Below are 21,165 nucleotides of genomic sequence, written 5' to 3' on the forward strand. Positions count from 1 at the left end.
TCGCCTGATTATCCCGATGCTTGAAAAAAACCCGTATTCCCGCTGCGTCTTTAGTTTAGAAGAATTTTTGACGACTTATTGCTGGAAACGTGATCAATCTAACACCTTGCTGATTGACCGTAAAGGAGGTAAAGCGACACACTTATCCTAGCGCTTCTATAAATGATTTACCCGCAGTGTGAACTGCCGCCAACTTTCCCTCACGCCCCTTTGATTCCGTTGTCCTTTCTCCGCCTGTGGCTTCTTGCACTGACAGTTTTGATCCTCAGTGGTAGGATGGACGGCGAATTATAAAAACGGTAACCAGCATGTTAGACAAAATTATTCGAATTGCCACCCGTCAGAGCCCACTTGCCCTATGGCAAGCACACTATGTTCAGCAGCGTCTGATGGCTAGCCATCCAGGCCTGCAGGTGGAACTGGTGCCTATGGTCACGCGCGGCGACATCATTCTGGATACGCCGCTGGCCAAGGTTGGCGGTAAGGGCCTGTTCGTCAAAGAACTTGAGCTGGCTCTGCTGGAAGGCCGGGCAGACATTGCCGTGCACTCGATGAAAGACGTCCCCGTCGACTTCCCTGCTGGCTTGGGGCTGGTCACCATCTGTGAACGTGACGACCCGCGTGACGCTTTCGTCTCCAATAACTTTGCCTCGCTCGATCAACTGCCGCTAGGCAGCGTGGTAGGTACCTCCAGCCTGCGCCGTCAATGCCAGCTGCGTCGCCGTCGCCCGGATCTGATCGTGCGCGATCTGCGGGGCAACGTCGGTACAAGGTTGGGTAAGCTGGATAACGGCGATTACGACGCCATTATTCTGGCCGTGGCCGGGTTAAAACGTCTGGGCCTGGAACAGCGAATCCGCTGCCCGTTAAGCGCCGAAGAATCCTTGCCTGCCGTCGGCCAGGGTGCGGTCGGTATCGAATGCCGCCTTGACGATGACGTCACCCGCGCTTTGCTGGCCCCTCTCAACCATCGCGAAACCGAAATCCGTGTCCGCGCCGAACGGGCGATGAACACCCGGCTGGAAGGGGGCTGCCAGGTTCCCATCGGCAGCTATGCCGAACTGACAGGCGATGAGCTGTGGTTACGTGCGCTGGTAGGTGCCCCCGACGGCAGCCAGATGGTCTGCGGTGAACGCCGTGGCCCGTCGGCACAGGCTGAGCAAATGGGCATAGAACTGGCAGAAGAACTGTTGGCTGCCGGTGCCCGTGAGATCCTGCATGACGTTTATCAGGGAAATCCTCCTGCATGACTATTCTGGTAACCCGCCCTTCTCCCGCCGGGGAACAACTGGTGAGCCGCCTGCGCGCACTTGGCCGGGTTGCCTTTCACGCGCCGCTGATCGACTTCGCCCCCGGTAACGATCTTGTCCGCTTACCTCAGGGGCTGGCAGAGTTGCAGGCGGGCGATCTGGTGTTTGCCCTGTCGCAGCACGCCGTCAGCTATGCCAGTTCGGTCATCAATCGCGCCGGGCTTCAATGGCCTGGCCAGTTGTCCTATTATGCTATTGGCCGCACCACCGCACTGGCAATGCATCGCATCAGCAGCCTGCCGGTAGACTATCCGCGTGAACGTGAAATCAGCGAAATGCTGTTGCTGCTGCCCGCGTTGCAACAGCTCACCGGTAAACGGGCGTTGATCATGCGGGGCAACGGCGGCCGCGAACTGCTAGGCGAGACGCTGGCTGAGCGGGGTGCAGTGGTAAGCTATTATGAATGTTATCAACGCAGCCCGGTGCACTATGATGGCAGTGAGCAAAGCGCCCACTGGCAACGTGCCGGTATCAATACGCTGGTAGTGACCAGCGGCGAAATGTTACAACAGCTCTATACTTTAGTTCCTGATTACTATCGCTCTTCGTGGCTGTTACGTTGCCGCCTGATAGTCGTCAGTGAACGTCTTGCTACCCTTGCCCAGGAGCTGGGTTGGAGCACGATTCGGGTAGCTGAAAACGCAGATAATGACGCGCTGATCCGCGCGCTACAATAACCTGACTATGGGATGTGCCACTATGACGGAACAAAACACTCCATCCGCCGCGGTTGAAGAATCAAACCCAGCGGTTGAGAGCCCCCAGCAGCCAGCCGCTGACCACCGGAAAGGTAAGAACACCGGCCCGGTATTGGGTGCGATTGCCATCGTGCTGGTCATCGCTCTGGGTGCTGGCGGCTATTATCACACGCACCAGCAGGCGCAGACATTGATCGCCGCCAACCAGGCCTTGCAGCAACAGTTGGCAGAGCTGAAGCAGAGCCAACAGCAGGAAAAGAGCGCGCTGGAAGGCTTGCTGCAACAGCAGGGTAAAACTCTGGAGGCCACCGATCGCGAGCAAACCTCGCTGGTGCGTCAGCTCAATGAACTGCAAGATAAGGTTGCCACCATTTCCGGCAGCGATGCCAAAACCTGGCTGCTGGCACAGGCGGACTTTCTGGTGAAAATGGCAGGCCGCAAGCTGTGGAGCGATCAGGATGTCACCACCGCGGCTGCGCTGCTGAAAAGCGCCGACGCCAGCCTGGCAGAGATGAACGATCCGAGCCTGATCGATATTCGTCGCGCCATCACCGAAGATGTCGGCACCCTCTCCGCCGTGGCGCAGATAGATTTTGACGGCATCATTCTGAAGGTCAACCAGCTGTCCAATCAGGTCGACGACCTGCGTCTGGCGGATAACAACCGTGACGAACGGCCGATGGATGAAGACGACGGCGAACTGTCCAGTTCGTTGAGCGAATGGCGTCAAAACCTGACCAAGAGCTGGCACAACTTTATGGCGGACTTTATTACCGTCCGCCGTCGCGATAGCAGTGCCGAACCGCTGCTGGCGCCGAATCAGGATGTCTACCTGCGTGAGAATATCCGTTCGCGCCTGCTGGTTGCCGCACAGGCGATCCCTCGTCATCAGAACGAAGTGTATAAACAGTCGCTGGAAACGGTATCGACCTGGGTACGCGCCTACTTCGATACCACCGATCCGGCTACCAAGGCGTTCCTGGAAGAATTGGACAACCTGAGCCAGCAATCGATTTCCATGGATGTACCGGGCCAGCTGAAAAGCCAGCCGATGCTGGAAAAACTGATGCAGACCCGGGTGCGTAATCTGTTGGCCCAGGCCCCTGCCACTCACCAGGAGGGATAAGCCATGTTACGCGTGTTATTCCTGTTTCTGGTGCTGATTGCCAGCCTGGTGCTGGGGCCGATGCTGGCCGGGCACCAAGGCTATGTGCTGATCCAGACCGACAATTACAACGTCGAAACCAGCGTGACCGGTCTGGTGATTATGGCAGTACTGCTGTTCCTGGTGCTGTTTGTCATCGAATGGATCCTGCGCCGCGTCTTCCGCACTGGCGCGCGCACCCGTGGCTGGTTCCTTGGCCGCAAACGTAGCCGCGCCCGTAAGCAAACCAAAGAGGCGCTGATCAAACTGGCGGAAGGGGATTACAAGCAGGTAGAGAAACTGCTGACCCGCAATGCCGATCATGCCGAGCAACCGGTGGTGAACTACCTGCTGGCAGCAGAAGCTGCGCAGCAACGTGGCGATGGCTTCCGCACCAACCAGTATCTGGAGCGTGCCGCCGAAGCTGCCGATACCGATCAGTTGCCGGTAGACATTACCCGCGTGCGTATTCAGTTGGCGCAGGGTGAGGCCCATGCAGCACGGCACGGCGTCGATCGCTTGCTGAACCAGGCACCGCGTCATCCGGAAGTGCTGCGGCTGGCGGAGCAGGCTTATCTGCGCACCGGAGCGTATGCCTCACTGCTGGAAATTCTGCCTTCGATGAGCAAAATCAACCTGCACAGCGAAGAAGAGCTGCAAGCTTTACAGCAGCAGGCCTATATCGGCCTGATGAATCAGGCCATGGCCGATGAAGGCAGTGAAGGGTTGAAGCGCTGGTGGAAAGATCAAAGCCGTAAAATTCGCCACGAAATCCCGCTACAGGTCGCGATGGTGGAACATCTTATTGAGTGTAATGACCATGAACTGGCACAAAGCATTGTGCTGGATAGTCTGAAGCGCCAATACGATGAGCGGTTGGTGTTGTTGATCCCACGTATCAAGTCTGGCAACCCGGAGCAGTTGGAGAAAGCGTTACGCCAACAGATCAAGCAGCATGGTGCGACGCCGTTGCTTAACAGCACACTGGGTCAGTTACTGATGAAGCACGGTGAATGGCAGCAAGCCAGTGATGCGTTCCATGCAGCACTGCAACAGCGGCCAGATGCGTATGACTACGCCTGGCTGGCAGATGCGTTGGATAAGCTGCACCGCAGCGACGAAGCCACACAGATGCGCCGTGAAGGGCTGATGTTAACGCTCAAGCAAAACGGCGAGTAACTTCCCCGGTTGGCTTGTCAGGGCTCAGCATGCCGTGCTGGGCCCTTTTTTTTGCCTGAAACTTTCCTTGGGGCAAAAAAAAACACTTGCCGCGAGACAAGTGTATAAAAGAAGCAATCAGGTCTAGGACAACTGGGTGGTGCCTCACTCAACGTTTTGCCCGGAGTGTGATGAAGCCGTTGCAAGCAACCCTTTCATCGTTCAGGTGGGCAATAGGCACCCTAAAATCGGCTCTGCATCATTCCTGGGTTTATGAGGCCTAAGGCGAACATAAGAAGTGGAATGAGCATCTACGATAGAGATATTGCACTTGGCGTGCCAACTTTTAATTGCCGAGTGCCATTAGGCAAAAATTTAACTCATCATTTTGAATTTAAACGATTTAATATTCTCTCTATTAACCCCACTGATTTTTCCCGCCTGCTCGCTGCGATTTGCCCCTCTACGGATCCTGTCGCCTTAAAACGACGGGTTAATGAAAAGTCTTTTTTATTGATTAAAATCAACAGGTTAAATGTCTCAAACTGACGACAACAGGCATGCCCATAAAGGACAAAAGGAGACAGGTTGAAATTTCGTAGGGTTTGCCAAGATAAAGCCGCTCGATAAAACGACTCACGCTAAAATAAAACATCGGTTTAATATTTTTGTGAGATACATCACAAAATACTTGATCGATTTGGCGGCCGAGTGTAGCCTATTTGTGTGACATGAATCACACTATCAATGACTCTCTGGGGACTGCCACTATGAAACTAATCAACAAAATCATCACCGTTTTCAATAATGTAGACTTCTCATTCGGCACGATTAATCTCTGATTGCCGACGTAACACCTGCCTGAAATAAAACGACTGTTATCTGGGGCAAGAATGGCATGATGCCGATATGCTCCAGAAGTCGTTGCGCTGTTTATCCTCCATTTTGCACCCTGCCATTTTTCCAGCGCTTATCTCTGCTTCCTTCTGATCATTCCCTTGTAAGGCCGGCTCTAAAGTCGTCTGTTTCCCCTCACCCCAACCCTCTCCCAAAGGGCGAGGGGGCTGCCCTGAGTCCTTGATTAGCTCGTACCGCTTCGGAAAGTTATCAGTAAGAAGAAAGTCCGGGTAATACGCAGAGAAATCAACGAGCTCGATCGGTCCCCTCTCCCTGTGGGAGAGGGTTAGGGTGAGGGGCCAGCACGATATCTCAGGTATCGGACGCCCACAATGTCACTCAGTATAAAAAGCAAAAAACCCGCTCATCGCTGAACGGGCTACACAAATTCCAGACGTAAAAAAACCTGCTTAAAAAGCAGGTTTCTTTGAAATTGGTCGGCGAGAGAGGATTCGAACCTCCGACCCACTGGTCCCAAACCAGTTGCGCTACCAAGCTGCGCTACTCGCCGATTTCTTGTTGCTGATACTACCGAACTTTCCAGCCTATGTCTATGTAAATATTAAATTTATCAGACATTTTGTGTGTGGTGCGAAGAGAGGGACTTGAACCCTCACGTCCGTAAGAACACTAACACCTGAAGCTAGCGCGTCTACCAATTCCGCCACCTTCGCACTGTCACAAAACAGCTTTCAATTCTTTTACTTTACCCTAGGTAAAGTGGGGTGGCTAATGGGGCTCGAACCCACGACAACTGGAATCACAATCCAGGGCTCTACCAACTGAGCTATAGCCACCATAACTACTTTATCTACTGCTTACTTCACGCGGTAATCATACCACCGCAGCTCCTGCGCACAAAATTAATGGCGCGCCCGACAGGATTCGAACCTGAGACCTCTGCCTCCGGAGGGCAGCGCTCTATCCAGCTGAGCTACGGGCGCGTAGCGCCGTTGCGGGTGGGGATACTACGGTTTTATGCCCATCCTGTCTAGTGCTTTTTCTCAGAAATGTTGAGTTCGCTGACCCTTTGCTCACTCTTGCAGCAGAAAGGGCCCGGCAAGGCCCTTTTCTTAAGCTTAGCGCTGACTTTCTGTCCGCTTTTCAGGCTGATGATGGACTTTATGCATACCGAATACAAAGTAGCACAGGCTCACCGCAGCCAGGAAAATCATCCCCACCACCAACGAAATCCGCGTATCCGGATTGATCCCCATGCCAACCAGCACACAAATCAGGAAAGCGATGGTCAGGTAGTTCATGTAAGGGAACATAAATGACTTGAAGCTGTGAGTCTTCATCGCTTCTTTATGAGCACGGCGGAAATAGATCTGGCTGATCAGCACCACGAACCACGGCATCATGCCCGGCAGCACGCTGGCGCTATAGACATAGACGAACACCTGTTGAGGATTGGGGATAACGTAGTTCAGCGCAGACCCCACCAGCAGGCAGATAATGGTAATGGCAATACAGTTGACCGGCACACCGCTGGCAGAAAGCCTGGTCAATGCCGCAGGCAGTTGGCGGTTCTTGGCCAGGGCATAGAGCATCCGGCCGCCGCTATACATGCCGCTGTTGCAGCCGGAGAGCGCGGCGGTCAGCACGACAAAGTTGATGATACCGGCTGCGGCAACAATACCAATCTTGGCAAAGGTCAGCACAAACGGGCTGCCAGCGGTGCCGATACCGTTCCACGGGAAGATGGTGACAATCACGAAGATGGCACCAACATAGAAAATCAGGATGCGCCACAGGATGTTGTTGATCGCCCGTTTGAGCGTTACCTGCGGGTTCTTGGCTTCCCCGGCGGTAATGCCGACCAGCTCAACGCCCTGGTAAGAAGCCACCACGATACACAGGGCAAACAGGAAGCCTTTCCAGCCACCGGCAAAGAAACCGCCGTGAGCCGTCAGGTTGGCAAAGCCCGTCGGTTGCCCGCCGTTACCAAAGCCGAAGAAGATCACCCCCAGGCCCACCAGGATCATCACGATAATGGTGGTGACCTTGATCATGGCAAACCAGAACTCCAGCTCACCGTACAGGCGCACCGCCGCCAGGTTGGCTAACGCGACCATAGCAACCGCAATCAACGCAGGCAGCCACTGCGGTATCTCTGGGAACCAGAACTGCACATAGACGCCGATAGCCGTGATTTCCGATATCCCCACGGCAAGCCACATAAACCAGTAGCCCCAGGCGGTGAGATAGCCGAAAAAGGGATTCATGTATTTGTGCGCATAGACGGCGAAAGAGCCCGCCACCGGCTCGAGGAACAACATCTCGCCCATTGAGCGCATAATGAAGAACACAAACAGGCCAGCGATGATATAGGCCAGCAGCACTGAAGGCCCGGCCCATTTCAACGTACTGGCTGACCCCATAAACAGACCCACGCCGATCGTGCCACCCAGGGCGATCAGCTCTATATGTCGCGCTTCTAACCCGCGATGTAAACCTTGTGGTTTTTCTTTGCTTGCCATACATCCTCAGTCATATTTTTGATGCTGTTTTGCCTGCAGATCGGTGCCGGTCATTATTGTTTTAGACAAGTTGAGTGTAATTCATCCCCCGCCGGGCAAAACGGAACTTAAGGAGTCATCCGCACAATTTAATTGCGGGGAAGTGCCGCTGCAGCCTGGGGAAATTTTCGGGCGCTATGGTTTCGCATTTTGCCGCTATAAGCAAACCGCGAATTAAAACCTTATGGAATAAGTGACGAGGGAATGATTGACCGAGGTTATAGCTTTGACCACGTTATGGCCGATAGGGAGATTATTTGAGCAAAACAGACGCTGGAGCAACGGAGAGGCTGCTCCAGCCGAAGGATCACATCTTGCCGGTGTAGTAATAGCCGACGAACTTGAGTAGTCGAAGCTGGCGGCGAATACGGCTCGGCTGGCTGAGCAGGCGGTAGAGCCACTCCAGGCCCAGATTCTGCCACACCTTGGGCGCGCGCTTCACATGGCCGGTAAACACGTCATAGGTGCCGCCAACCCCCATATACAACGCCTGTGGATGCACCTTGCGGCAATCCCGCATCAGGATTTCCTGCTTGGGCGATCCCATTGCCACGGTCACGATAGCCGCGCCGCTTGCTCTAATGCGTGCAAACAAGGCATCCCGCTGTTCCGGCTTGAAGTAGCCATCCTGACTGCCTACCAGATTCACATTCCACTGGCTGCGCAGCTTCTGCTCAGTCTCTGCCAGCACAGAAGGCTTGCCGCCAACCAGAAACACCGGCGTGCCTTCCTGCCCGGCGCGCTGCATCATGGCTTCCCACAGATCGGCCCCGGCCACGCGCGACACCTCAGCGCCAGGATACTTGCGGCGGATGGAGCGCACCATGCTGATGCCATCGGCATATTTGTACTCAGCCTCATCCAGCAGGGCATGCAGCGCCGGATCGGTTTCCGCATTGAGGATTTTCTCGGCGTTCATCGCCACCAGGGTGCCTTGCTTGACCCTGCCACCATCGAACAGAAAATCCATACACTGCGCCATGTTGCGAAAGCCCCACAGGCTGAAACCGCGCAGCTCATACTTGGGAACCGAAATGTTTGCTTCCATTGTCACTATTACCTTGGCACAAGAGAGTTGGCCACGGGAGCCAACGCGCGCTTGCGCATAATTCGAGTCTTGATAAGCCCGGCAGCATCAAACAGCCAGTACAGTAATTTTGCCAATACCAGGCAGGCACCAAAAATGATGCAGAAGAACACCACGCGTGAGACAAAGGAATCTACCCCCTCACGCGCCAGCACGATGATATTAAACACCGCGCCAAAACAGAACCCTTGCAAAATCGCCGCCTTAAAGCGGTTCTGCTCGCTTTTGCCCAGTTCATACAGCCAGTCGAACCACTTGATGATCAGGCCCACCACAATAGCGCCCAACGGAATAAACAACACCCCGCCCATCACTACCAGCGAACCAATCAGCGTCGGGGAAATCGCCAGCCCGGAATGGTTGTCCAGCACTTCCCAGGTAAAGTAGTTGGCGGTATTCAGCACCAGATCAGGCCGTCCCGGCCACAACCAGGCAGGGATAAAGACATAGAAATCACGCACGATCGGGGCCAGCCCCTGGAAATCGATCTTGTCGTAATTTTGCAGCAGCAGCCCCAGGTTCTCCCACGGCGAGAAGGTATCACGCGTCAGATACAGGAAAGTGTAGAACGCTTCCGGGCCGCTGACATCCAGGCTATAGCGTTTTAACGCCAGCCAGAACATGCCGACAATGCCAAACACCCCGGCGGCTACCAACATCCACAGCGAGATCCAGCCACGCACAATGCCAATAAACAGGAATAGAGCGAACGCGATGATGATGTTGGCACGGGTACCGCCCACGATCACGTAGGTCAGAATGCCAAACGCCACCGTGGCCGCCAGGAAGAAGAACCAGGCGCGCAGATCCTGCTTCAGGAAATAAACCACCAGCATCGCTGGGATGAAGAAATAGAAGAAGCGCTTGAGCGCCACCCCTGACACATCGCTGGAGAAGATTTGGCTGTAGGAGTTGAGCTTGAACAGCAGGAAGCCGTTCTGCATAAAGAAGATGCCCACGGTGCCGATCGCCACCAGCGCCAGCAGTATCCAGGTGATATGCGTCTCAACCCGGTTCATGGTGAACACCGGCTTATGCGGCTGACCAGTGCGTTTACGCAACCGCGTCTTGTAGCTGACGTAGTAAATGGCGTAGAAGGCGGTGGCGGAGAGAATGGCGTACAGCAGGAACTCTACCGGCACCACGGCCACGTCAAACTGGAACACCAGTAAGCAGGTCAGCGGGAAGCCAAAGTAAAACGTCAGCAGATAGAGCAAGGAAAAGAAGACGTTAAAGTTGAAGCGGACGCGCCGAAACTCCTGATAGGTCAGGGTGAGCACAAACAGCGCCCCGATCAGATAGACGACAAACAGCCCGCCAAACTGTGCCAGCGTCATGGGTTTTCCCCCGCCGCCAGCGCCAATGCCTGCTGCCAGCCATCCACGTAGTTCGGATTGAAAAAGGCAATGGATCGCTTATCCAGCGTTGCCAGCTGGCGCTGTGATTCGCGCACCACGGCTTCATCCAGAGAATCGCCATAGAACAGCACCGGCAGATGCTGCTCGGCCAGGTCCTGCCAGAACGGGTTCTTGCGGCTCAGGACAAAAGGCACGCCAAACTGGATCAACAGGCACAGCGTACCGATCCCCTGCTGACGGTCGAAAATAAAGTAGCCGAGATCGCATTCACGCAGGATATTGAGATAATCGTCAAACGCCACCTGCTGGGTCAGCAGTTGCAGGTTCTGCTCGGAGAACAGCTTCAGGCCCGCCGCACGCACCTGGGCAATATAGGCATCGTTATTGGCCGGATAGCCCATCGGCAAAATCACCCGCACCTTGTCACCAAATTGCTGATGGATAGCCTGTAACGCCTCGATATGGCGGTTGGTGGTATCACCAGAGTTGCCCACCAGGATGGTCATCGGCCCGGCCAGGTTCTTTTCGACTTCGATGCCTGTCAACGCTGGGTCCATCCGCGTCGGGAAATACAGCAGCGAGGCCGGAACGCGCGCGTGCCGCTGCTGGTAGTGGATCAGGTCGCCTCGGGTAGCAAACACGTGGCCCACCCGCCCTTGGGCAATGCGGCGCAGCACGTAGAACAGGCGGTATTTCCAACTGGTGGCGTTTTCATACAGATCGGCCCCCCAGATATGCCAGCTCACCTGGCGCGGCTTGATTTTACCGCTCAGCAAGGCCAGCCACAGCGTCGCGTTAAACTGGCCATGCAGGAACAGGCGGTTGTCACGGTTGGCCTTGGCACGGGCAATCACTGCCTCTGCCAGGCTCTTTTTGCCGGGGAAAGCCTCGATGGTCAGTTTGGGAAAGTGGCCCAACGCGGCCACGTCTTTGGCTGCCACCATGAAGTGACACACTTGTTCTGCGGGCAAGCGTTCGGCCAGCACGTCATTAAAGAAGCGCAACACCGTCTGATTATGATGCGGGATATCAGATCCCAGTACGTGGATTAGTATGGTCATACTCGTCTACGATAAAGAATAAATACGCAGCTACAGAGCGCAAAATACACGATGTAGGTTGCCATATAGGCCTGTGCTGCCCCTAATGCGCCGTGCAGTGGGATCAGCCAGTGCGAGAACAGCGTCAGCAAGGCAAACTGGCTGACCTCTGTCAGAATATAAAAACGTAGCGACGCCTTGGCGATCACCAGGTAACCAAAGACGTAGGCCCCGACTTTCAGCACGTCCCCCACCAGTTGCCAGGCAAACAGATCGCGCATGGCAACAAATTTCTCTGAGAACAGCAGCCAGATGGCGAAGTCACGCAGCAGCCAGACGGTAAAGCTGGCAGCGGCGACCGCAGGCAGCACAAACTTCAGCGAGCGCACGATCTCCCGCGAAATAGCGCTTTTCTCTTGCAGGCGCGACAACGTTGGCAGCAGGTAAACGGTGAAAGAAGCGGTAATAAACTGCAGGTAGGCATCGGAGATACTGCTCACCCCTTGCCAGATCCCCACTTCGTCCCAGCCGTAATGTTCCGCCAACAGGTTACGCATCATTACATAGGCGACCGGCAAGGTCACGGAGGTGATGAGCGCCATCAGGGTAAACTTACCGAGATGGCTGGCCAGCGCCTTATCCCAGGCCAGCGCCAGATAGCGCAGCGGCAGCGCCTTGCGCCGCCACAGCATGAAACCGGCAGGCAACACCACCAGGGCAGGAACCAGAGCCAAACCGGCCAGTGCGCCTTCATAACCGCCCAGCTTAAAGCATAGCGTAAAGGCAACCACACCGATCAGGCTGCCAGCGATCACCGCCAGCGCGTTACCCATCGCATCGCGATAACCTTTGAGGATCGCCAGGAACAGGTTGGCGTAGGCAATCCCCATCTGGATAAACGCCACCGCCCGCACCACGTTCACATAGTCGCCATGGCCAAACAGCCCACGGCTGATCGGCTCGGCAGCAAACAGGAACACCAGCGCCAGCAGGGTTGAGAAACCCAGCACGATGCTGGATGCGGTACCCACCGCCATCCGCAACCGCTGCGGATCCTGATGGTATTCCGCCACATACTTGGTGATACCGTTAAAAATACCGGCACCCGACAGCACGCCCAGCACGGTGATCAACTGACGGAAGTTACCCGCCTGCCCAACACCGCTGGGGCCGAAGGCCACCGCCAACATTTTTACCACCAGCAACCCCACGCCGATCTTGATCAGCGTGGAGCCTGCGGTCCAAATCGATGCTTTTGCCAGCGACATATCAGGCGAGGAAGCTCAGGATGGTATTGATCACCGTACGTTGATTGACGTCTGACATGTTAAAGAACAGCGGCAGACGCACCAGGCGCTCGCTCTCTTTGGTGGTGAAGCGGTCCTCGCCGGAGAAACGGCCAAACTTCTCACCCGCCGGGCAGGCGTGCAGTGGGATGTAATGGAATACCGACATGATTTCGGCTTCTTTCAGGTAGTCGATAAACGCGGTGCGATCCTGCACGTCTTTCAGCTTGATGTAGAACATATGGGCGTTATGCACGCAGTTGGCCGGAATGACCGGCAAGGCGATACGCCCCGCAGCCGCCAACGGTTTCAAGGCATCGTAATAGTTCTGCCACAGCTTCAGGCGGCGCTGGTTGATTGTCTCGGCGGCTTCCAGCTGCGCCCACAGATAAGCGGCTTGCAGATCTGACATCAGATAGCTGGAACCAATATCGCGCCAGGTATATTTGTCCACCTGACCACGGAAGAACTGGCTGCGGTTGGTGCCTTTTTCACGGATCACTTCGGCACGATCGATCAGGGCCGGGTCGTTAATCAGCGTCGCGCCACCTTCACCGCCAGCGGTGTAGTTTTTAGTCTCATGGAAGCTGAAGCAGCCGATATGACCGATGGTCCCCAAGGCTTTGCCTTTATAGGTCGACATCACGCCCTGCGCAGCATCTTCTACCACCATCAGGTTGTACTTCTTCGCCAACGCCATGATGGTGTCCATTTCGCAGGCCACGCCAGCGTAATGCACCGGCACGATGGCACGGGTTTTATCGGTGATCGCCGCTTCAATCTTGGTTTCATCGATGTTCATGGTGTCTGGACGCAGATCGACAAACACCATCACCGCCCCGCGCAGCACAAAGGCGTTAGCGGTGGATACGAAGGTGTAGCTCGGCATGATCACTTCATCACCCGGCTGGATATCCAGCAGGATGGCGGCCATTTCCAGTGACGCGGTGCAAGACGGCGTCAGCAGCACTTTCGGGCAGCCGAAATGCTGTTCCATCCACTGCTGGCAGCGACGGGTAAAACCACCGTCACCACAGAGTTTGCCGCTGCTCATCGCGGCCTGCATATAATCGAGTTCCGTGCCAACAACCGGTGGAGCGTTAAATGGGATCATGTAAACCTCTATAGAACCAATACGCGGTGCTTTCTAGGGTGGCACCGTGCCGTTGATAGAGCCGTAACGCGGCAATATTACTTATCTGAGTCGCGATCCGCAGGCGCTGCAGCCGTTGCTGCTGGCACCAGGCGATCGCGGCAGTCATCAGCCGAGAACCGGTCCCTTTACCTTGTACACCTGGGAATGCCGCCAGCAGGCCGATACGTGCCTCTTGCTGGCCGATATCACGCAGGCTGACAAACCCTTCTGGCTCCCCATCGCTGCCCAGCACAAGCAGGCACTGATGGTCAAACGTCCCCAGCACCGCTTTTTCAATCCAGGTGGCGTAAAAACGCCCGCTGTCCTGCGGCTGATACCAAGGCGCGCGAAAACGGCTGGCGGCAAAAACCTTGGCCGCCACCGAACGCAACAGTGGAATATCTTCAGGCTGGGCGATGCGGATAGCCGGTAAATTCAATGCACAATCTGTGCCAATTGCCAGGGCAAAGTCCACTTCGCCCTCTACCAGCCGAAACCCTACGCCAGCCAAACCATCGGCCAAGTCCAGGCGCTGAGCCGGGATCTTGGCCTGAACCAGCGCAAACGCATCCAGTTCAGTTGCCGTCAGCGCGGGAGCCGCATCGTCAAAATGCAGTTTGGCGCTAGAGAGTTGGAAATACTCGCTTTCCCAACCCAAAGGCTCAATATTGGCGTGGACGGACATGCAGTAAATCCAGTAAGTATTTGCCATAGCCGGTTTTGGCTAACGCCTGCGCCGAGCGTCTTACGCCATCATCATCCAGCCAGCCGTTACGCCAGGCGATCTCTTCCAGACAGGCAATCTTGAACCCTTGGCGTTTCTCTACCGTCTGCACAAAGGTACTGGCTTCGATCAGGCTGTCGTGGGTGCCGGTATCGAGCCAGGCAAAACCACGCCCCAGCAGCTCGACGCTCAATTCGCCACGTTCCAGATACATCTGGTTGATGCTGGTGATCTCCAGCTCGCCACGTTCGGAAGGCTTCACCTGCTTGGCGAAATCCACCACCTGGTTGTCATAGAAATAAAGGCCGGTGACCGCCCAATTGGACTTTGGCTTCAGCGGCTTTTCTTCAATCGACAGCGCGCGGAAGTTATCGTCAAACTCCACTACGCCAAAGCGCTCTGGGTCCATGACCTGGTAACCAAATACAGTAGCGCCTTTCAGCCCCTGGACCACGCTCTTCAGTTTCGGGCTGAAGCCCTGGCCGAAGTAGATATTGTCGCCCAGCACCAGGCAGCACGGCTCACCGCCGATAAACTCTTCACCAATCAGGAAAGCCTGCGCCAGCCCATCCGGGCTCGGTTGTTCGGCGTAGCTGAGGTTGATGCCAAACTCTTCACCGTTGCCCAGCAAACGGCGAAACGAGGGCAGATCTTCTGGCGTAGAGATAATCAGAATATCGCGGATCCCGGCCAGCATCAGCACCGAGAGCGGATAGTAAATCATCGGTTTATCGTAAATAGGCAGCAACTGCTTGGAGACGCCGCGGGTGATCGGGTGTAAACGCGTCCCCGAACCGCCGGCTAGAATAATACCTTTCATCGTCACTCCTGACTCACCTTCGTTACGCGAAAGTTCTTTTTGCCATACGTTAAGTAAACATACCCAATAGATTTCGAGTCACAACCAACAACGCTGTGGCCTGAAAGATGAAGGGTATTACTGGCTTAAGCCCAAACGTTCCCCGGCATAAGACCCGTCTTGCACTCGGCGCCACCAGGTTTCATTGTTCAGATACCAGGAAACCGTCTTGCGGATGCCGCTTTCAAAAGTTTCCTGTGGGCGCCAACCCAGTTCACGTTCAATTTTGCCCGCGTCGATGGCATAGCGCATATCGTGGCCAGGGCGATCTTTAACGTAGGTGATCAGATCGCGATATTTCGCCACGCCCTGCGGTTTGTTCGGTGCCAGCTCTTCCAGCAGATCGCAGATGGTCTGTACCACTTCGATGTTTTTGCGCTCGTTGTGGCCACCGATGTTATAGGTTTCCCCAATCACACCTTCTGTCACCACCTGATATAACGCCCGCGCATGGTCTTCCACAAACAGCCAGTCACGCACCTGCGCCCCGTCGCCGTAGACCGGCAGCGGTTTGCCGGAGATGGCATTAAGGATCACCAGCGGCACCAGCTTCTCTGGGAAGTGGTAAGGGCCGTAGTTGTTGGAACAGTTGGTCACGACGGTGGGGAAACCGTAGGTACGCAGCCAAGCGCGCACCAGGTGGTCGCTCGAGGCCTTGGAGGCAGAATACGGGCTGCTTGGCGCGTAAGGCGTGGTTTCGGTAAACAGATCGTCGGTGCCGTGCAGGTCGCCGTACACTTCATCGGTAGAGATATGATGGAAACGGAAAGCCTGCTTTTTCTCTGCCGCCAGCGCCTGCCAATAATGACGGGCAGCCTCCAGCATGGTGTAAGTGCCCACGATGTTGGTTTCGATAAAGGCCGCCGGGCCGTCGATCGAGCGGTCAACGTGGCTTTCTGCCGCCAGGTGCATCACGAAATCCGGCTGGTACTGCGCAAATACGCGGTCCAGTGCGGCACGGTCGCAGATATCTACCTGCTCGAAAGCATAGCGCTCGTTGTCCGCCACACCCGCCAGCGACTCCAGGTTACCGGCATAGGTGAGCTTATCAACCACCACCACGCTGTCGCGGGTCCCCTCGATGATATGTCTTACTACGGCAGAGCCGATAAATCCGGCACCGCCAGTGACCAAAATACGTTTCAACGCCAAACTCCTTTGGTGTCCACGATCCAGGACTGCTTAATCTCTTCCGGCCTGATGGCCTTGAATTCTTTATGATCGACCAGCATCACGATCACATCCGCCTGCTGTAAGGCCTCAGGCAGTTTTTTCAGCGTAACGTGGCCCGCCAGTGACTTCGGCAGTTGCTCAACGTTAGGCTCGACCGCCAGGGTTTCACCCACGTGCCAATCTGCAATCAGGTGAGCCACTTCAACCGCCGGGCTTTCACGCAGGTCGTCGATATTGGGTTTGAACGCCAAACCGAAGCAGGCAATTTTCACTTCAGAAGCGCGCTTGTTGGTGGCCGCCAGGCAATCTGCCACGGCTGCCTTGACTTGATCGACCACCCAGAGCGGTTTGCCGTCGTTAACCAGGCGCGCAGTATGGATCAGACGAGCCTGTTGCGGGTTCTGTGCCACGATGAACCAAGGATCAACGGCGATACAGTGCCCGCCCACGCCTGGGCCAGGCTGCAGAATGTTGACGCGCGGGTGGCGGTTGGCCAGGCGGATCAGTTCCCATACGTTAATGCCTTGTTCGGCACAGATCAGCGAAAGCTCGTTGGCAAACGCGATGTTAACGTCGCGGAAGCTGTTTTCCGTCAGTTTGCACATCTCGGCGGTGCGCGAGTTGGTGATCACACACTCACCTTCGAGGAAAATCTTGTACAGCGCGCTGGCGCGCTCGGAGCATTTTGGCGTCATCCCGCCAATCACGCGGTCATTCTGGATCAGCTCAACCATTACCTGCCCAGGCAGCACGCGCTCAGGGCAGTAGGCAATGTTCACGTCGGCCTGCTCACCGGCATCCTGCGGGAAACTCAGATCGCTACGCGCCTCTGCCAGCCACAGTGCCATCTGCTCAGTAGCGCCCACCGGTGAAGTAGACTCCAGGATCACCAGGTCGCCTTTTTTCAGTACCGGTGCCAATGACTTGGCAGCGGCTTCAACATAGGCCAGATCGGGTTCGTGATCCCCTTTGAACGGCGTGGGTACGGCGATCAGGAACGCATCGGCCGCCAGCGGTTTAGTTACCGCCTGCAGATAACCGCCTTCTACCGCTTCTTTTACCACGCGATCCAAATCAGGTTCGACGATGTGGATGGCACCGCGGTTAATGGTATCTACCGCGTGCTGGTTAACATCTACGCCCACCACTTTTTTCTTGCGGGAAGCAAACGCCGCCGCCGTTGGCAAACCGATATAGCCCAGGCCAATAACTGAAATAGTGTTAAAACTCATAGTGTCACCTGATGATTCTTTAAAGCTTCTAGGATACGTTGGCAGGCATGCCCGTCACCGTACGGGTTATGCGCCCGGCTCATGGCGTGGTATTCGCCTTCGTCTGTCAATAACCGGGTTACCGCATCAACAATTTTAGCTACGTCCGTTCCCACCAGCTGTACCGTGCCGGCATCTACCGCTTCTGGCCGCTCGGTGGTATCACGCATCACCAACACCGGTTTACCCAGCGATGGCGCCTCTTCCTGAATGCCGCCCGAGTCGGTCAGGATCAGATAAGATCGCGTCATCAGATAGACAAACGGCAGGTAATCCTGCGGATCGATCAGAATGATGTTATCGATCCCCTTCAAAATACGGTTAACCGGCTCGCTGACGTTCGGATTGAGGTGCACTGGATACACCACCTGCACATCAGGATGCTGACGGGCAATCTCGGCCAAGGCGCTACAGATGCGCTCGAACCCACCGCCGAAGCTTTCGCGGCGGTGCCCAGTCACCAGGATCAGCTTTTTGTTGGCATCCAGGAAAGGATAACGCTGGTCAAGGCTGCTGCGCAGCTCTGGGTTGTGCATGATGCGGTCGCGCACCCACAGCAACGCATCGATCACGGTGTTACCCGTGACGAAAATATGGTCGTCCCGCAGCGATTCACGTAACAGGTTCTGCCGTGAATTTTCGGTTGGCGAGAAATGATACATCGCCAAATGCCCCGTCAACTTGCGGTTGGCCTCTTCAGGCCACGGAGAATAGAGATTACCGGTACGCAGGCCCGCTTCCACATGCCCCACCGGGATACGCTGATAAAACGCTGCCAGGCTGGTCGCCATGGTGGTCGTCGTGTCACCGTGAACCAACACCACGTCCGGCTTGAAGTCCTCCAGTACGCCTTTGATCCCTTCCAGAATGCGGCAGGTGATTTCACTCAGCCCCTGGCCCGGTTTCATAATATTCAGGTCGTAATCCGGTACGATTTCAAACAAACGCAGTACCTGATCCAGCATCTCGCGATGCTGTGCCGTAACGCAGACTCTTGACTCAAAGGCATCATCCTGAGCCAGAGCATGTACCAGAGGTGCCATTTTGATGGCTTCCGGTCTGGTGCCAAAAACAGTCAACACTTTCACAGCGAATCTCTTTTGGTCGGTGAAGTGCAGGCGAACCTGCAAAGTTGGGCACTCAGTGCCCAACAGCGAAATTATTATATTATTGATTAACTACGTGGCCGGCGTACCAAGGCAACGCCCGCACCAATCAGGCCACCGATTGCGCCCCACATAATCAGCCAGAATACCCGGCGTGGGCTATCACGTTTCACCGGCTCTTCCGGCGTACGTAAATAGCGGTAGGTCTGGAATTTGGCATCCAACGTCGGGCCGACGTTCAAAGTTGCCAGCATGGCCCGATTCTGATCGTAACTCACATCGTAAGCCGGGCCAGAAGCCTGTAAACCTTCCAGGCGCGCCTGCAGCATGGGTTTGCCCAACAGGAACAGATCGGAGTCTGGCAGCTGTTCGGCTGGCGTATCGGTCTGCGTACGGCTAATCCCTTGCTGCTCGGCGATTTTCAGCGCCTGCTGCACGGTCTTGAGCTCACGCTGATACACCGCATCGGCTACCGCTTCCTGGCGTTTGACCTGTGCACTCATCGAGGTGGTACGCGCCGCCCAGGCTCCCTGGATCTCTTCATTCAGATGCTGCGCCGCACGGTGGCTGGCAAAGGCAACATACTGACGCAGCAGATGGTTGGAGTCTGGCGCGGTCTCGGCGGTCAGTTTCACGCTGTCATTCAGCACTTTTTTGTCGTCGCGCGGCGTGAACTGGATATTGTTAATCAGGTCATCAAGCAACGCCGCATCGGCACGGGCATCCCCTTCCTGGCGCTGTTTGTAGTAATCGCTTTGCAGCCAGAAATCACGACGCGTGTCATAGGCGGCGAGCTGCATGATAAATTCATTATAGGCTTCATCGGCGATGCCTGGCTGATCGCTGGCAACCGCAGGCAGCGTGCGCTGATCCAGGTTACGCAGGAACTGCTGCTGAGAGTAATATCCCCCCAGCGCATTCACCGTTGGCTTATCGGTGATCGCCGTGGCGCTCCACTCCTGTTTCACCAGGTAGGAAACGATCAGCGCGACAGCAGCAAACAACACCGCGAAACCGATAATCCATTTTTTGCCGCGCCACAGGGTGCAGCATAGACCGCGGATATCGAGTTCGTTATCGACCACCGGGGTATTCTTGTCAGACGTTGTTTCAGGATTCATCACTGCCCTAAAGCCTCAGGTTAAGGTACTTGCTTATTGTTCGTTGCATTTCGCAGGCGGCGCTTGAGACGTTTGATATAGCGCGCGACCCGCCATGCACGTTTAATGCAATAGCCATAGAAGAAGAATGCAAGCAAGAATAATGCCAACATAAACCATTCAGGTATGAAAGTCAGGCGTTCGCCTATCACGCCAATCGCCGCCAACAGCGCTGCGGCCAAGGTGATGAGCACAAAAGCCTGACGAGGCGTAAAGCCCGCGCGCATAATCAAATGGTGGATGTGTTGACGGTCTGGCGAGAACGGGCTCATGCCCTTACGCAGACGGCGGTACATGATGGCAATCATATCCATCAGCGGGATGGCGATAATCCACAGCGCGGTGACCGGCTTGATCGGATGATTTGGCCCTTGCGAGCTTTGCACCAGCAGCCAGATGGCGGTAAAACCGATCAGCGTACTGCCGGCGTCGCCCATAAAAACTTTATAGCGACGGCCAAGGATGCCGAGGTTGAGCAGAATATAGGGAACGATGGCCGCCAGCATGGCGAAGCACCAGAAGGCAAGGTCGCTATGGCCACCTTGATACAACAGGATCCCCATCGCGCCGAACGAGACGCAAGAGAGACCGCCGAGCAGGCCGTCGATACCGTCGACCATGTTAAAGGCGTTAATCGCCGCCCAAACGGCAAACAGCGTCACCAAATAGCCAAACGGCCCCAACTGCATTTCCCAGCCACCAAACACATAGCCGAGGCTGCGCAGATAAAGACCGGCAAACACCATCATGGCAATGCCGACCAGCGCCTGAATGGTGGCGCGGATCTTGACGCTAATATCGAAGCGATCGTCCAGCGCCCCGACAAATACCAGGACACCCGCGCAGGTGAGATAGAGTTTGCTGTGCACAATCGTCTGGTCGGTGATCAGGAAGGCAAAGCAGATGCCAGCGTAAACAGAAATCCCACCCACCAGCGGGATCAGCCCCTGATGACGTTTGCGATAATTAGGCTTATCAACCAAACCAATAGGTTTTGCTGCCTTGCGAGCAACAAATATAAAAGCCAGAGAAAATAGAAAAACAAAAAGAATTTCAGTACTCATGGTGAGTAAGTTCACGGTTAACAAATCTCTGAAGAAGATGAGGCAGCTTAACATGGGTAAAAAACCGCGCCACATGACCAAGCGACCTTTCAGTCATTTCCTATGACATAGACACTTATCAATGCCCAAAACGTGTCTTGCTTCAACGCATTAACGCAAAAAACAGGCGTAAA

The 21,165-nt window shown here is 55.3% G+C and carries 18 protein-coding genes and 4 tRNA genes; 5 read left to right on the forward strand and 17 right to left on the reverse strand.

What is annotated here, in order from left to right:
- The first annotated feature begins 308 nt into the window (after positions 1-308).
- The 5 genes from hemC (at position 309) to ACKWMY_RS13250 (ending at position 4,859) form a co-directional block, all read left to right on the forward strand.
- Entirely contained in the window at positions 309-1,250 is a 942-nt protein-coding gene (hemC, locus tag ACKWMY_RS13230) for a hydroxymethylbilane synthase (RefSeq protein ID WP_021807759.1), read from the forward strand.
- Positions 1,247-1,987 (forward strand): uroporphyrinogen-III synthase, encoded by a 741-nt coding sequence (gene hemD / locus ACKWMY_RS13235; protein WP_024529531.1) that lies wholly within the window; start codon positions 1,247-1,249, stop codon positions 1,985-1,987. The genes hemC and hemD overlap by 4 nt, the downstream gene beginning before the upstream one ends.
- 22 nt (positions 1,988-2,009) lie before the next feature.
- Positions 2,010-3,134 (forward strand): uroporphyrinogen-III C-methyltransferase, encoded by a 1,125-nt coding sequence (hemX, locus tag ACKWMY_RS13240; protein WP_024529530.1) that lies wholly within the window; start codon positions 2,010-2,012, stop codon positions 3,132-3,134.
- Between the two features lie 3 nt (positions 3,135-3,137).
- On the forward strand, positions 3,138-4,331 hold the full coding sequence (hemY, locus tag ACKWMY_RS13245; protein ID WP_199061528.1) for a protoheme IX biogenesis protein HemY: 1,194 nt from the start codon (positions 3,138-3,140) through the stop codon (positions 4,329-4,331).
- A 282-nt stretch (positions 4,332-4,613) separates the two neighbouring features.
- Positions 4,614-4,859, forward strand: coding sequence for a hypothetical protein (locus ACKWMY_RS13250; RefSeq protein WP_409486418.1), 246 nt, complete (start codon positions 4,614-4,616; stop codon positions 4,857-4,859).
- Between the two features lie 782 nt (positions 4,860-5,641).
- Here ACKWMY_RS13250 and ACKWMY_RS13255 read toward each other — a convergent pair.
- The 17 genes from ACKWMY_RS13255 to wecA all read right to left on the reverse strand — a co-directional run bounded on the left by ACKWMY_RS13255 (position 5,642) and on the right by wecA (position 21,007).
- Positions 5,642-5,718 (reverse strand) — tRNA-Pro (locus tag ACKWMY_RS13255).
- 76 nt (positions 5,719-5,794) lie between these two features.
- Positions 5,795-5,881 (reverse strand) — tRNA-Leu (locus tag ACKWMY_RS13260).
- A 47-nt stretch (positions 5,882-5,928) separates the two neighbouring features.
- Positions 5,929-6,004: transfer RNA gene (locus tag ACKWMY_RS13265), tRNA-His, on the reverse strand.
- 70 nt (positions 6,005-6,074) lie between these two features.
- Positions 6,075-6,151: transfer RNA gene (locus tag ACKWMY_RS13270), tRNA-Arg, on the reverse strand.
- Positions 6,152-6,286: 135 nt separating this feature from the next.
- Positions 6,287-7,690 (reverse strand): bifunctional threonine/serine APC transporter ThrP, encoded by a 1,404-nt coding sequence (gene thrP / locus ACKWMY_RS13275; protein WP_024527811.1) that lies wholly within the window; start codon positions 7,688-7,690, stop codon positions 6,287-6,289.
- Between the two features lie 346 nt (positions 7,691-8,036).
- Positions 8,037-8,777 carry a lipopolysaccharide N-acetylmannosaminouronosyltransferase gene (wecG, locus tag ACKWMY_RS13280; protein WP_024527810.1) on the reverse strand — a complete coding sequence of 247 codons (741 nt, stop codon included), beginning with the start codon at positions 8,775-8,777 and terminating at the stop codon, positions 8,037-8,039.
- Positions 8,778-8,785: 8 nt separating this feature from the next.
- Entirely contained in the window at positions 8,786-10,153 is a 1,368-nt protein-coding gene (wzyE, locus tag ACKWMY_RS13285; protein WP_024527809.1) for an ECA oligosaccharide polymerase, read from the reverse strand.
- A complete protein-coding gene (locus ACKWMY_RS13290; RefSeq protein WP_074030090.1) occupies positions 10,150-11,235 on the reverse strand; it encodes a TDP-N-acetylfucosamine:lipid II N-acetylfucosaminyltransferase in 1,086 nt (361 codons plus the stop codon). The genes wzyE and ACKWMY_RS13290 overlap by 4 nt, the downstream gene beginning before the upstream one ends.
- Positions 11,232-12,482 (reverse strand): lipid III flippase WzxE, encoded by a 1,251-nt coding sequence (wzxE, locus tag ACKWMY_RS13295; protein WP_059199111.1) that lies wholly within the window; start codon positions 12,480-12,482, stop codon positions 11,232-11,234. The genes ACKWMY_RS13290 and wzxE overlap by 4 nt, the downstream gene beginning before the upstream one ends.
- A 1-nt stretch (position 12,483) precedes the next feature.
- Entirely contained in the window at positions 12,484-13,614 is a 1,131-nt protein-coding gene (gene rffA, locus ACKWMY_RS13300) for a dTDP-4-amino-4,6-dideoxygalactose transaminase (protein ID WP_024484180.1), read from the reverse strand.
- Complete coding sequence (rffC, locus tag ACKWMY_RS13305; RefSeq protein ID WP_065684893.1) at positions 13,601-14,320, reverse strand: dTDP-4-amino-4,6-dideoxy-D-galactose acyltransferase; 720 nt, start codon at positions 14,318-14,320, stop codon at positions 13,601-13,603. Before rffC ends, rffA begins: the two co-directional genes overlap by 14 nt.
- Positions 14,298-15,179 (reverse strand): glucose-1-phosphate thymidylyltransferase RfbA, encoded by an 882-nt coding sequence (gene rfbA, locus ACKWMY_RS13310; protein WP_024527805.1) that lies wholly within the window; start codon positions 15,177-15,179, stop codon positions 14,298-14,300. Before rfbA ends, rffC begins: the two co-directional genes overlap by 23 nt.
- 117 nt (positions 15,180-15,296) lie before the next feature.
- Complete coding sequence (rffG, locus tag ACKWMY_RS13315) at positions 15,297-16,364, reverse strand: dTDP-glucose 4,6-dehydratase (RefSeq protein ID WP_037434473.1); 1,068 nt, start codon at positions 16,362-16,364, stop codon at positions 15,297-15,299.
- Positions 16,361-17,623 (reverse strand): UDP-N-acetyl-D-mannosamine dehydrogenase, encoded by a 1,263-nt coding sequence (gene wecC, locus ACKWMY_RS13320; protein ID WP_024484184.1) that lies wholly within the window; start codon positions 17,621-17,623, stop codon positions 16,361-16,363. Before wecC ends, rffG begins: the two co-directional genes overlap by 4 nt.
- Entirely contained in the window at positions 17,620-18,750 is a 1,131-nt protein-coding gene (gene wecB, locus ACKWMY_RS13325) for a non-hydrolyzing UDP-N-acetylglucosamine 2-epimerase (protein WP_024527803.1), read from the reverse strand. The genes wecC and wecB overlap by 4 nt, the downstream gene beginning before the upstream one ends.
- An 86-nt stretch (positions 18,751-18,836) precedes the next feature.
- Complete coding sequence (wzzE, locus tag ACKWMY_RS13330) at positions 18,837-19,889, reverse strand: ECA polysaccharide chain length modulation protein (protein WP_021181556.1); 1,053 nt, start codon at positions 19,887-19,889, stop codon at positions 18,837-18,839.
- Between the two features lie 20 nt (positions 19,890-19,909).
- Positions 19,910-21,007 carry a UDP-N-acetylglucosamine--undecaprenyl-phosphate N-acetylglucosaminephosphotransferase gene (gene wecA, locus ACKWMY_RS13335; protein ID WP_024527801.1) on the reverse strand — a complete coding sequence of 366 codons (1,098 nt, stop codon included), beginning with the start codon at positions 21,005-21,007 and terminating at the stop codon, positions 19,910-19,912.
- Positions 21,008-21,165 lie beyond the last annotated feature (158 nt).

The sequence above is a fragment of the Serratia sp. J2 genome, from assembly GCF_046269175.1.
GTDB lineage: Bacteria > Pseudomonadota > Gammaproteobacteria > Enterobacterales > Enterobacteriaceae > Chania > Chania fonticola_C.

Coding starts and splice junctions, on each gene's coding strand:
- wecG (WP_024527810.1), bottom strand. CDS start 8,777: ATGGAAGCAAACATTTCGGTTCCCAAGTATGAGCTGCGCGGTTTCAGC.
- wzxE (WP_059199111.1), bottom strand. CDS start 12,482: ATGTCGCTGGCAAAAGCATCGATTTGGACCGCAGGCTCCACGCTGATC.
- wzzE (WP_021181556.1), bottom strand. CDS start 19,889: ATGAATCCTGAAACAACGTCTGACAAGAATACCCCGGTGGTCGATAAC.
- rffC (WP_065684893.1), bottom strand. CDS start 14,320: ATGTCCGTCCACGCCAATATTGAGCCTTTGGGTTGGGAAAGCGAGTAT.
- rffA (WP_024484180.1), bottom strand. CDS start 13,614: ATGATCCCATTTAACGCTCCACCGGTTGTTGGCACGGAACTCGATTAT.
- thrP (WP_024527811.1), bottom strand. CDS start 7,690: ATGGCAAGCAAAGAAAAACCACAAGGTTTACATCGCGGGTTAGAAGCG.
- wecC (WP_024484184.1), bottom strand. CDS start 17,623: ATGAGTTTTAACACTATTTCAGTTATTGGCCTGGGCTATATCGGTTTG.
- hemX (WP_024529530.1), top strand. CDS start 2,010: ATGACGGAACAAAACACTCCATCCGCCGCGGTTGAAGAATCAAACCCA.
- hemD (WP_024529531.1), top strand. CDS start 1,247: ATGACTATTCTGGTAACCCGCCCTTCTCCCGCCGGGGAACAACTGGTG.
- rfbA (WP_024527805.1), bottom strand. CDS start 15,179: ATGAAAGGTATTATTCTAGCCGGCGGTTCGGGGACGCGTTTACACCCG.
- ACKWMY_RS13250 (WP_409486418.1), top strand. CDS start 4,614: ATGAGCATCTACGATAGAGATATTGCACTTGGCGTGCCAACTTTTAAT.
- wzyE (WP_024527809.1), bottom strand. CDS start 10,153: ATGACGCTGGCACAGTTTGGCGGGCTGTTTGTCGTCTATCTGATCGGG.
- hemY (WP_199061528.1), top strand. CDS start 3,138: ATGTTACGCGTGTTATTCCTGTTTCTGGTGCTGATTGCCAGCCTGGTG.
- ACKWMY_RS13290 (WP_074030090.1), bottom strand. CDS start 11,235: ATGACCATACTAATCCACGTACTGGGATCTGATATCCCGCATCATAAT.
- hemC (WP_021807759.1), top strand. CDS start 309: ATGTTAGACAAAATTATTCGAATTGCCACCCGTCAGAGCCCACTTGCC.